We start from the raw sequence: 10859 nt of genomic DNA on the forward strand, positions 1-10859 counted from the left end.
CGCTGAGGCCGTCGAGGCCTCTCCTCCCGGGCCCGGTCGCCGCACGGCGGCCGGGCCCGCGACGCGTCCGGGACGGCGTCCGCCCGCGCCAGTAGACTCCCCGAGGAGGCCCGCCGCACCCGGCGGGCCGCACGTTGAGACCTCGGAGAGTCATGCACACAGTGGAGATCGGCCAGCCGTACCCCCTCGGGGCCACCGTGGACGAGACCGGCACCAACTTCGCCCTCGCGGTCTCCCGCGAGGTGGAGGCGGTCGAGCTGTGCCTCGTCGCCGACGACGGCACGGAGACGCGCATCCCTCTCGAGGAGCGGCATGGCACCACATGGCACGCCCACGTGGCGGGCATCGGGCACGGGCAGCGCTACGGCTACCGCGTGCACGGCCCCTGGGACCCCGCCCGCGGCCTGTGGCACAACCCAGCCAAGATCCTCGTGGACCCGTACGCGCGGGCGTTCACCGGCGACTACGAGTGGGGCCAGCAGCACCACTCGTACGACTTCGACGAGCCGGACCGCATCGACACCTCGGACAACCTGGGCACGAGCATGCTCGGCGTCGTCGTCGCCGAGGACTTCGACTGGGGCGATGACGCCCCACCCGCCGTCGAGCTCACGGACACGGTGATCTACGAGACCCACGTCAAGGGCATGACCAAGCTGCACCCCGCCGTCCCGGAGGAGCTGCGCGGCACCTACGCGGGCATGGCCCACCCGGAGGTGGTCCGCCACCTGACCGAGCTCGGGGTGACCGCCGTCGAGCTGATGCCCGTGCACCAGTTCGTCAACGACGCCACCCTGCAGGAGAAGGGGCTGAGCAACTACTGGGGCTACAACACGCTCGGCTTCTTCGCCCCGCACGCCGCCTACGCCTCCTCCTCGGAGGTGGGCGGCCAGGTCCGCGAGTTCAAGCAGATGGTGAAGGACCTGCACGCCGCCGGTCTCGAGGTGATCCTCGACGTGGTCTACAACCACACGGCCGAGGGCAACGACAAGGGCCCCATGCTCAGCCTGCGCGGGCTGGACAACGCCGGCTACTACCACCTCGTCGAGGGCGACGAGCGGCACTACATGGACTACACGGGCACCGGGAACTCGGTGGACCTCTCCAGCCCCAAGGCCCTCCAGCTGGTCATGGACTCCCTGCGCTACTGGGTCACCGAGATGCACGTGGACGGCTTCCGGTTCGACCTGGCCACCACCCTCACCCGGGTGGAGGGGGAGCAGGGCCCGGACATGTTCTCCGGGTTCTTCGACGTCGTCCGCCAGGACCCGGTGCTGCGCACCGTCAAGCTCATCGCCGAGCCGTGGGACGTGGGCTGGGGCGGCTACCAGGTGGGCAACTTCCCCGGCCTCTGGTCCGAGTGGAACGGCATGTACCGGGACACGGTGCGCGACTTCTGGCGCGGCGAGCCCGGCACCCTCGGCGAGTTCGCCACCCGCCTGACCGGCTCGGCCGACCTCTACGAGGGGGACGGGCGCAGCCCCGGCGCGTCCGTGAACTTCGTCACGGCCCACGACGGCTTCACGCTGCGCGACCTCGTCTCCTACAACGAGAAGCACAACGCCGCCAACGGCGAGGACAACAACGACGGCGACGCGCACAACCGCTCGTGGAACTGCGGCGTGGAGGGGGAGACCGACGACCCCGAGGTCGTGACGCTGCGCGCCCGCCAGCGCCGCAACTTCCTGGCCACCCTGCTGATCAGCCAGGGCGTGCCCATGATCAGCCACGGCGACGAGCTGGGCCGCACCCAGGGCGGCAACAACAACGTCTACTGCCAGGACAACGAGATCTCGTGGATCGACTGGTCCACCATGGACGACTCGCTCGTGGCGTTCACCCGCGACCTGATCGCGCTGCGCCGTGACCACGCGGTGTTCCGCCGTCGCCACCACTTCGACGGTCGCCCCGCGGCCCGCGACGTCGAGGCGCCCCTGCCGGACATCGTGTGGCTCGAGCCGGACGCGACCGCCAAGACGGAGGACGACTGGGGCGCCGAGGCCCGGTCGATCGGCTTCTACCTCAACGGGCACATGCTCACCCGCGGGGACGAGGACGGGGAGGAGCCCTACCGGGACTTCTACGTCCTCATGAACGCGTGGTGGGAGCCCGTGCCGTACACCCTGCCCGGGCCCACGTTCCCGGCCGAGTGGGAGGTCCTCGTGGACACCTCGTCCCACGTCGCCCCGAGCGGCGCGCACCCCCGCGTGCGTGCCGGGGACGTGCTCGAGGTCCAGGCCCGTTCCACCGTCGTGCTGCGGCAGGTCCCCGAGGACGCATGAGCGCGCAGGTCGACCGGGGGCGTGTCCGCCGTGGCCTGCCGCGGTGGGCGCGGGCCCTCTGCGCCACCGTGGCGACCCTGGCCGCGCTGGGACTGGCCTTCGGCGCGGGGTGGGCCGCGCACGCCGTGACGAATCCGCACCCGGACGACGCACCGCGCGTGGACGCGCTCCTCGTCCTCTACAGCCAGCCCCGCGTCTACGACGCCGCGATCGAGCTCGCCGCGTCCGGCGTCACCGACCGGCTCTTCGTCTCCGCGTACCTGGGGCCGGACGGGCACGAGAAGCTGTGCGGCGGCCCGGAGGAGCGCGACCCGCGGCTGGCCGGCGTCACCGTCGAGTGCTTCGCGCCCGATCCGGTGACCACCCAGGGCGAGGTCGTCCACGCGGCCGACCGCATGCGCGAGCTCGGCCTGCACCACCTGGGCGTGCTCACCTTCCACCAGCACGTGGAGCGCGCGCGGCTGCTGGCGGAGCGGTGCCTCACCCCCGAGGAGGGCCGTGTGTCCCTGTACGCGTTCGATGCAGGCTTCGACCGGCTCGGCCGCCTGCAGCACGGCGTCTACGGCGTGCTGGCCTACGGGAAGGCGATGCTCACGCCGGGCTGCGACCAGCAGCTGCCCGGTGTGCTGCAGTGGCCGCTGGACCTGGCCAAGCGACTGCGCGGGCAGCCCGTCGGGGACGAGGCCGGCGCCGTCGTCGTGGGCGCCCGGCGGGCGGGGGCGGCGTGATCGTCGGCGTGGGGGTGGACGTGGTGGACGTCCCGCGGTTCCGGGCGCAGCTCGAGCGCACGCCCGCGTTGCGCGCACGCCTGTTCACCGAGGACGAGCGGGACCTGCCGCTGCGTTCGCTGGCCGCGCGCTTCGCCGCCAAGGAGGCGATCGCCAAGGCCATGGGCGCCCCGCCCGGGATGATGTGGCACCACTGCTGGATCCCGCGCCCGGACCACGGCGACGGCCGCCCCACCGTGCACCTGACCGGCACCGTCCAGGCCCAGGCCGAGGCCCTGGGCATCACCCACTGGCACCTCTCCCTCAGTCATGACGGGGACGTCGCCACCGCCTACGTGGTCGCCGAACGCCGCGCGGCCGAGGAGGAGTCCGCATGACCCCCGATGACCTGACCCGCATCGCCGTGACCGGCTCGGCCGTGCGCACGGCCGAGGAGCCCCTGCTCGCGGCCGGCCGCGGCCCGGAGCTGATGCGCGTCGCGGCCTGGGCCCTGGCCGAGCACGCCGCGGTCCTGCTGCGTGAGCGCGGCCCCGTGGCCGGGACGACCGTGGCCGCCCTCGTCGGCCCCGGCAACAACGGCGGGGACGCGCTGTTCGCCCTCGCCTTCCTGCGCCGCCGGGGCGTGGCCGCGGTCGCCGTGCCCGTCCGCCGGGACGACGACGGCGCCCCGCGCTGGCACGCCGAGGGCTGGGCTGCGCTGCGAGCGGCCGGGGGACGATGCGCCGACGCGGTGCCGCCCGAGGCCGCGCTCGTGGTGGACGGCGTGCTCGGCACGGGCTTCACCGGCGAGTATGAGCTGCCCGCCGCGGCGCGCGCCCTGCCGGCGGACGCGCTCGTGCTGGCGTGCGACGTGCCCTCCGGTGTGGACGCGGACACCGGCGAGGTGCGGGGGGAGGCCCTGTCCGCGGACGCGACCGTGACGTTCGGCGCCCTCAAGTCCGGCCTCGTCCTCGGGGAGGGGGCCGCGCGCGCGGGCGTCGTGCACGTGGTGGACATCGGGCTGGGACCGCACCTGCCGACGTCGCCGGCCACGCGGCTGGGCGTGATGGACGAGGCCGCCGCACGGGCCGCCCACCCGGCCCCCGCGGCCGAGGCCCACAAGTACACGCGCGGCGTGGTGGCCGTCGTCGCCGGATCGGAGCGCTACCCGGGGGCCGCCGTGCTCGCGAGCGCGGGCGCGCTGCAGGCGGGCGCGGGCATGGTGCACCACGCCGGCCCGCAGACCACCCGGGACCTGGTGCTCGCCGCCCACCCCGAGGCGCTGGTCTCGGCGGAGGGGCCCGAGCCGTCGCGCGCGGACGCCTGGGTGGCCGGTCCCGGCCTGGACACCGAGCACGACGCGCGGCGGCGCTGGGCCGGCGTCCTCGCCGCGCTCGAGGAGCGGCCCGAGGCGGCCCTGGTCGCCGACGCCTCCGCCCTGGACCTGGTCACCGCCGCCGAGCTGCGGACGCTGCGCGCTGCCGGCACGCCCGTGGTCCTGACACCGCACGCCGGGGAGTGGTCCCGCCTGCGTGAGCGCGTCCCCGCGGACGGCGCCGACGCCGCCGACCCGCTCGCCGCCCTCCGCGCGTGGACGTCCGAACACGGCGCCACCGTCCTGCTCAAGGGTCCGCGCACCCTCGTGGTCGCCCCGGACGGCGAGGCGTGGGCCGTGACCGGCGGCGGACCCGACCTCGCGATGGGCGGCACCGGCGACGTGCTCTCCGGGGCGATCGGCGCCGTCCTGGCCGCGGACGTGGCGCGGCGCTCGCGGGCGCGCCGGGCCGGGGAGGATCCGGGCCCGGCGCCCACGGCTCGGCTCGCGGCGGCGGCCGCCTGGCTGCACGCCCGGGCCGGGGCCGAGCAGGCCCGCGCCGGACGGATCACCACGGCCACGCTGCCGACCGCGCTGGGGGCGCGCGTCGCGCGCCTGTGGTGGCCGGACGACGCCGAGCCGGAGGCCGTCCGATGAGCCGCGCCGACGTGGCCCCGGCGGACACCGAGCGCGCCGCACGCATCGACCTGGCGGCCGTCCGGCACAACGCGGGCGTGCTGCAGGAGCGGATCCGCCGCCCGGACGGCAGCCGGCCGCTGCTGACCGCCGTCGTCAAGGCCGACGCCTACGGCCACGGCGCGGTGGCCGTCGCCCGCGCCGCCGCGGCCGCCGGCGCGGACCGGCTCGGCGTGGCCCACGTGCGCGAGGCCCTGGCCCTGCGCGCGGCGGGGGTGCGCCTGCCCGTGCTCGCGTGGCTGCACACCGGGGCCACGGACTTCGCCGCCGCGGTGGAGGCGGAGGTGACCCTCGGCGTCTCGGGCTGGGACCTCGACGCCGTCGCCGACGCCGTCCGCGGGCTGCGGGCCCGCGGCGGGGCCGGACCCGAGGCCCGCGCCGCCCTGCACCTGAAGGCGGACACCGGCCTGGGCCGCCACGGCTGCACGCCCGAGCGGTGGCCCGCGTTCGTCGCGCGTGCCGCCGAGCTCGAGGCCGCGGGCCTCGTGCGGGTGGAGGGCGTGTTCTCCCACCTCGGCGTGGCGGACGAGCCGGACCGGGCCGCCGAGACCACGGCGCAGCTGCTGCGGTTCGAACGGATGGCCGCCGAGGCCGCCGAGACGCTCGGCCACCCGCTGCTGCGGCACCTGGCCAACACGCCCGCCACCCTCGCCCGGCCGGACACGCACCTGGACATGGTGCGCGTCGGCCTGGGCCTGTACGGGCTCTCCCCGTTCGCGGACGTCACCGCCGCCGAGCTCGGGCTGCGCCCGGCCATGTCCCTCGTCACCGTCCTGGCCAACGTCAAGGCCGTCCCCGCCGGGCAGGGCGTGTCCTACGGGTTCCGCCACGTCACGGCGGAGCCCACCACCCTCGGGCTCGTGCCCGTCGGCTACGCCGACGGCGTCCCGCGCGTCGTCGAGGGCACGCGCGTCCACGTCGGCGGCCGGACCGTCCCCGTGGTGGGCCGCATCGCGATGGACCAGTTCGTGGTGGACCTCGGCCCGGACGCCGCGGACGCGCCCGGCGACGCCGTCGAGCTGTTCGGACCGGCCTCCGGCATTCCGGTGGAGGAGTGGGCCGCGGCCGCCGGGACGATCAACTACGAGCTGGTGACCCGCATCGGAGGCCGCGTGGACCAGCAGCACGTGGACCCCACGCCGACCCAGGAGGCCCGCCCATGAGCGACCACGCGATCCCCGCCCCCGGCCCGACCCTGCCCGAGCCCGTGCTGACGGCGACGGTCCCGCTCGAGGGCGCCGACGGCACCCGGGCGTTCGGCCGCGCCCTCGCCGGGGTGCTCCGCGCCGGCGACGTGCTGATCCTCACGGGCGACCTCGGCGCGGGCAAGACGACCTTCACCCAGGGGCTGGCCAGCGGATTCGGCGTGGCCTCCGGCGTGGTCTCGCCGACGTTCGTCCTCTCCCGCGTCCACCCCGCCCCCGCCGACGCCCCGGCGGGCACCCCGGACCTCGTGCACGTGGACGCGTACCGGCTGCGCTCGGCGGGGGAGCTCACGGACCTCGACCTGGACGCGAGCGTGGACCGCTCCGTGACCGTCGTCGAGTGGGGCCGGGGCATGGCCGAGTCCCTCGCCGGGTTCCCCGAGGACCCGGACGCCTCGTGGCTGGACATCGAGATCGTCCGGGCCCGCGGGGGTGAGGACGCTCCCGCGGCCCCGGCGGGGGAGGGCGACGACGGCATCGTCACCGACTTCTCCGACGAGGACGGAGGCCAGGCCGAGGAGCTGCGCTCGGCCGTCGTGACCGGCCGCGGCCCGCGCTGGGCCGGCGTCGTGCTTCCGTAGACTGGCCGCCATGGCCCTGCTCCTCGCGATCGACTCCTCCGCCGCCGCCTCCGCTGCCGTCCTGCGGGACGGTGAGGAGCTCGCGCGCTGGGCCACGGACGACACCCACGCCCACGCCGAGGTGCTCGCCCCCGCGGTGCAGACCGTGCTCGGCGAGGCCGGCGTCAGCGGCACCGCGCTGGACGCGATCGCGGTCGGCGTCGGCCCCGGACCCTTCACGGGACTGCGCGCGGGCCTGGCGACGGCGGCCGCCCTCGGCCTGGCGTGGGACGTGCCCGTGCACGGGGTCCGCAGCCTCGACGCGCTCGCCCATGCGGCCGGCGTCGACGCCTTCCGCCACGGGATCGAGGAGTTCGTGGTCGCCACGGACGCCCGCCGCCGCGAGGTCTACTGGGCCCACTACGCGCAGGTCGGCGGGCAGCCGACCCTGCTGCACGGCCCCTTCGTCTCGCCGGCGGACGAGGTCACCCCGCTGCCCGTCTACGGCGCGGGGGCCGGGCTCTACCCCGAGGCGCTGCGCGTGGTGCCGGACTGGGAGACGGCCACGCCGTCCGCCGTCGGGGTGGGGCAGGTGGCTGAGCTCGCCCTGCGGCGCGGCCGCGGCCTCGTGCCCGCCGAGCCGCTCTACCTGCGCGAGTCCGACGCCAAGGTCCCCGGCCCCCGCAAGCGGGCGGGCGCGTGAGCCCGGCCGAGCCGACCCCGGCCGGCGACGGGCGCCCCGCCGAGGACGAGCACGGGCTGCCGCCCGGGTACCTGCTGCGCCCCATGACCGTGTGGGACATCCCCGAGGTGCTCGCCCACGAGGCCACGCTCTTCCCGCTCGACGCCTGGCCCGCGCACTTCTACGAGGAGGAGCTCGCCCAGACCGGCCCCGCCGGCGGACGGGACGCGCACGGCCGCCCGCCCACCCGGGACTACCGCGTGGTCGTCCGCGACGTGGCCGCGCCCGGCTCCACGGACGACGACGGCCCCGCCCCCGGCGAGATCGTCGGCTACGGCGGGATCATGGTGGTCGGCGACGTCGCCGACGTGCAGACCGTGGGCACGGTCGCGGCGGCGCAGGGGCGGGGGATCGGGGCGGCCCAGCTGCGCTGGATGGCCGCCGAGGCCGCGGCGCGCGGTGCGAGCTCGCTCATGCTCGAGGTCCGGGCCTCCAACGCCGCCGCCCGGCGGCTCTACGCGCGCCACGGATTCGAGGAGCTGCACGTGCGCCGCCGCTACTACCCGGGCGGCGAGGACGCCGTGATCATGCGCAAGGCCCTGTGACCGGGCCGCTCACTAGACTGGAGCCCATGCCCACCGCCACCGCAGCCCCCCTCGTGCTCGGCATCGAGTCCTCCTGCGACGAGACCGGCGTCGGCGTCGTCCGCGGCACCGCCCTGCTGGCCCACGAGGTCGCCTCCTCCGTGGAGGAGCACGTGCGCTTCGGCGGCGTGATCCCGGAGATCGCCGCCCGGGCCCACCTCGAGGCCCTCGTGCCCACGATCCGCCGCGCCCTGGACGCCGCCGACGTCACCCTCGCGGACCTCGACGCGATCGCCGTTACCTCCGGCCCGGGTCTGGCGGGCGCGCTCATGGTGGGGGTCGCGGGGGCGAAGGCGCTCGCCACGGCCCTCGGCACGCCCCTCTACGGCATCAACCACCTCGTGGCGCACGTGGGCGTGGGCATGCTGGACGGCGTGCGGCCCGCGCAGTGGGACGACCTGCCCGCGGACCTGGGCGCGCTGCTCGTCTCCGGCGGGCACACCGAGATCCTGCGCGTGGGCCGGATCAGCTCCGAGGTCGAGCTGCTGGGCTCGACCATCGACGACGCGGCCGGCGAGGCGTACGACAAGGTCGCCCGCCTCATCGGGGCGGGCTACCCCGGGGGCCCCGTGATCGACCGGCTCGCCGCCGAGGGCGATCCGAGGGCCTTCCGCTTCCCGCGCGGGCTCACCGCGGGCAAGTTCGTCGGCAGCGCCGAGGAGCCCGGTCCGCACCGGCACGACTGGTCCTTCTCCGGGCTGAAGACCGCCGTCTCCCGCGCCGTGGAGCAGTTCGAGGCCCGCGGCCTCGAGGTGCCGCGCGCGGACATCGCCGCCTCCTTCCAGGAGGCCGTCGCGGACGTGATCACCGCCAAGGCCGTCCGCGCCTGCCGCGAGCACGGGCTCACCCACCTGATGCTCGGCGGCGGCGTCGCGGCGAACTCGCGCCTGCGCGCCCTGCTCGCCGACCGGTGCCGCTCCGCGGGCATCGAGCTGACCGTCCCGCCCGTGGACCTGTGCACCGACAACGGGGCGATGGTCGCCGCGCTCGGCGCACGCCTGGTGCGCGACGGCGTCGCCCCCTCCGACGCGTGGTTCGGCGCGGACCCGGGACAGCCGGTCGAGATCGTCAGCGTCTGAAGCGGGGGTGGCACGACGAGGGCACTCGGGCTGCCCGATAGGATCGGCCTCATGCGCGTACTCGTCACCGGCGGCGCCGGATTCCTCGGTTCTCACACCGTCAGTGTCCTGCTCGACGCCGGTCACGACGTCCTGGTGCTCGACAGCCTGGTCTCCAGCACCATCGTGCCCCTGGAGCGGGTCGCTGAGCTGGCTGAGGTGACGTTCGGAGGACCGCGCCTCAGGTTCCATAGAGCCGACGTGCGTGAGCCCACGTCCTATCGGGGCGCCGTGGTGGCATTCGGTCCCGATGCCGTCGTCCACTTCGCCGGACTGAAGTCGCCCACGGAGTCGCTCGCCGACCCGGCGTCGTATTACACGGTGAACGTCGCCGGCACTGCCGCCGTCGCCGAGGTCGCGGGCGCCGCCGGTGCCCGCGCCTTCGTCTTCTCGTCGTCCGCCACGGTGTACGGGGATGAAGCCCCGGTCCCGGTGGGGGAGGACGCCGCTGTTGCGCCGGTCACCCCCTACGGGCACTCCAAGCTCATGGCGGAGCAGGTGCTCCGGCACGTGCACGAGGCGGGGCGTCACATGGGTGTGGCCGTGCTTCGCTACTTCAACCCCGTCGGCGCGCACCCCTCGGGTCGTCTGGGTGAGGACCCTCAGGGCGTCCCCGCCAACCTGATGCCGTTCGTGGCGCGAGTCGCCGGTGGGTGGTACGAACAGCTGAACGTCTTCGGCGCTGATTTCGCCACGCGTGATGGCAGTGCCGTGCGGGACTTCATCCACGTGATGGACCTGGCGGAGGCCCACGTGGCCACCCTCGAATGGATGGTCGCCCAGCCCGCAGACGAGGTCGGGGTGCGGGTCTGGAACATCGGACGCGGGGAAGGGGTCACGGTCTTCGAGATGATCCAGGCTTTCGAACGTGTCACGGGTCGCCCGGTGCCGTTCAAGGTCGTCGGGCGCCGGCCCGGTGATATCGCTGCGTCATGCGCGTCGGTGGACGCCATCGCCGCGACCGTGGGGTGGCGGGCGAGCCGTGATACCGATGCCATGGTGCGGGATCTCTGGGCGTGGCAGCAGGCCAATCCCTCGGGCTACGCGGGGGACGCGCCCTGACGGGGAAGCTGCCCCACGGAGCCGCGCGGCCATTCGCTGAGGGACGCGTCAGCGCTGGGCGATGCGCTCCAGCGCGGGTGCGATGACGTCCATGGCCGCATCGATCTGCCGTGCAGCGGTGGCCATGGCCTCGGGACCTCGCTTCTAGGGATCCTGCACCTCGTCGCTCGGATCGGTGGAGCGACGCGCCCAGAGGAATGCGACAAGGCGGTCCAACTCCAGGTCTGCGGGCAGGTCTGACATGACGCGCGCTGCCTGGCCCAGCAGCAGCACCTTGCGCCCGTGCTGGGGCCAGGCGTCGAGGATCCATCGCCGGTGGTCTGGGCCCATGGTCAGCACGAGATCCGCCTCCTCCAGGAGGCCGCGGGTGAGCTGGCGTGCGATGTGCTGGGACGGGTCTCCCGCGGCGTGGACCTCTGCGGCCATGGGCGGATCGATGGGATGTCCGGCGAGCGCGTGTTGGGCGTGTCAACTTGTCTGTGTAAGCGGGGTGGTCACAGGTAGGGGTTGATCCGGTCGGGGTAGGCCGCGGCGAGCTGGGCGAGGGCCTGCTTCCAGTTCGTGACGGCCTGGCCTTCGACGAGCCGG

At 75.1% G+C, this 10859-nt stretch carries 10 protein-coding genes and 1 pseudogene; 10 read left to right on the forward strand and 1 reads right to left on the reverse strand.

From position 1 onward, the window contains the following. Positions 1 to 152 precede the first annotated feature (152 nt). The 10 genes from glgX to galE are packed head-to-tail and all read left to right on the forward strand — an operon-like array spanning position 153 to position 10271. Positions 153 to 2282 carry a glycogen debranching protein GlgX gene (glgX, locus tag FLM69_RS02185; RefSeq protein WP_141842864.1) on the forward strand — a complete coding sequence of 710 codons (2130 nt, stop codon included), beginning with the start codon at positions 153 to 155 and terminating at the stop codon, positions 2280 to 2282. After that, complete coding sequence (locus tag FLM69_RS02190; RefSeq protein ID WP_141842866.1) at positions 2279 to 3010, forward strand: hypothetical protein; 732 nt, start codon at positions 2279 to 2281, stop codon at positions 3008 to 3010. Before glgX ends, FLM69_RS02190 begins: the two co-directional genes overlap by 4 nt. After that, the gene (locus FLM69_RS02195; RefSeq protein ID WP_010080417.1) at positions 3007 to 3387 is read left to right on the forward strand and encodes a holo-ACP synthase; all 381 of its coding nucleotides are present in this window, start codon (positions 3007 to 3009) and stop codon (positions 3385 to 3387) included. Before FLM69_RS02190 ends, FLM69_RS02195 begins: the two co-directional genes overlap by 4 nt. Beyond that, complete coding sequence (locus tag FLM69_RS02200) at positions 3384 to 4961, forward strand: NAD(P)H-hydrate dehydratase (RefSeq protein ID WP_141842868.1); 1578 nt, start codon at positions 3384 to 3386, stop codon at positions 4959 to 4961. Before FLM69_RS02195 ends, FLM69_RS02200 begins: the two co-directional genes overlap by 4 nt. Next, on the forward strand, positions 4958 to 6163 hold the full coding sequence (gene alr / locus FLM69_RS02205) for an alanine racemase (protein ID WP_036382995.1): 1206 nt from the start codon (positions 4958 to 4960) through the stop codon (positions 6161 to 6163). Before FLM69_RS02200 ends, alr begins: the two co-directional genes overlap by 4 nt. After that, complete coding sequence (gene tsaE / locus FLM69_RS02210; RefSeq protein ID WP_036382993.1) at positions 6160 to 6786, forward strand: tRNA (adenosine(37)-N6)-threonylcarbamoyltransferase complex ATPase subunit type 1 TsaE; 627 nt, start codon at positions 6160 to 6162, stop codon at positions 6784 to 6786. The genes alr and tsaE overlap by 4 nt, the downstream gene beginning before the upstream one ends. Before the next feature lie 10 nt (positions 6787 to 6796). Continuing rightward, positions 6797 to 7468: a tRNA (adenosine(37)-N6)-threonylcarbamoyltransferase complex dimerization subunit type 1 TsaB gene (tsaB, locus tag FLM69_RS02215; RefSeq protein WP_036382991.1), complete on the forward strand. Its 672-nt coding sequence runs from the start codon at positions 6797 to 6799 to the stop codon at positions 7466 to 7468. Continuing rightward, a complete protein-coding gene (locus FLM69_RS02220) occupies positions 7465 to 8052 on the forward strand; it encodes a GNAT family N-acetyltransferase (protein WP_036382988.1) in 588 nt (195 codons plus the stop codon). Before tsaB ends, FLM69_RS02220 begins: the two co-directional genes overlap by 4 nt. 26 nt (positions 8053 to 8078) lie before the next feature. Continuing rightward, entirely contained in the window at positions 8079 to 9170 is a 1092-nt protein-coding gene (gene tsaD / locus FLM69_RS02225; RefSeq protein WP_036382986.1) for a tRNA (adenosine(37)-N6)-threonylcarbamoyltransferase complex transferase subunit TsaD, read from the forward strand. A 51-nt stretch (positions 9171 to 9221) separates the two neighbouring features. Beyond that, positions 9222 to 10271, forward strand: coding sequence for a UDP-glucose 4-epimerase GalE (gene galE / locus FLM69_RS02230; protein WP_141842869.1), 1050 nt, complete (start codon positions 9222 to 9224; stop codon positions 10269 to 10271). Between the two features lie 144 nt (positions 10272 to 10415). Here the strand turns inward: galE and FLM69_RS02235 are convergent. Then, positions 10416 to 10718: pseudogene (locus FLM69_RS02235) on the reverse strand (hypothetical protein); the annotation flags it as partial. Positions 10719 to 10859: the final 141 nt, after the last annotated feature.

The sequence above is a fragment of the Micrococcus sp. R8502A1 genome, from assembly GCF_006704135.1.
GTDB classification, from domain to species: domain Bacteria; phylum Actinomycetota; class Actinomycetes; order Actinomycetales; family Micrococcaceae; genus Micrococcus; species Micrococcus luteus.

What these genes read in the sequence shown, in the direction of transcription:
- glgX (WP_141842864.1), top strand. Translation starts at nt 153, where the DNA reads ATGCACACAGTGGAGATCGGCCAGCCGTACCCCCTCGGGGCCACCGTG.
- FLM69_RS02190 (WP_141842866.1), top strand. Translation starts at nt 2,279, where the DNA reads ATGAGCGCGCAGGTCGACCGGGGGCGTGTCCGCCGTGGCCTGCCGCGG.
- FLM69_RS02200 (WP_141842868.1), top strand. Translation starts at nt 3,384, where the DNA reads ATGACCCCCGATGACCTGACCCGCATCGCCGTGACCGGCTCGGCCGTG.
- alr (WP_036382995.1), top strand. Translation starts at nt 4,958, where the DNA reads ATGAGCCGCGCCGACGTGGCCCCGGCGGACACCGAGCGCGCCGCACGC.
- tsaE (WP_036382993.1), top strand. Translation starts at nt 6,160, where the DNA reads ATGAGCGACCACGCGATCCCCGCCCCCGGCCCGACCCTGCCCGAGCCC.
- tsaB (WP_036382991.1), top strand. Translation starts at nt 6,797, where the DNA reads ATGGCCCTGCTCCTCGCGATCGACTCCTCCGCCGCCGCCTCCGCTGCC.
- tsaD (WP_036382986.1), top strand. Translation starts at nt 8,079, where the DNA reads ATGCCCACCGCCACCGCAGCCCCCCTCGTGCTCGGCATCGAGTCCTCC.
- galE (WP_141842869.1), top strand. Translation starts at nt 9,222, where the DNA reads ATGCGCGTACTCGTCACCGGCGGCGCCGGATTCCTCGGTTCTCACACC.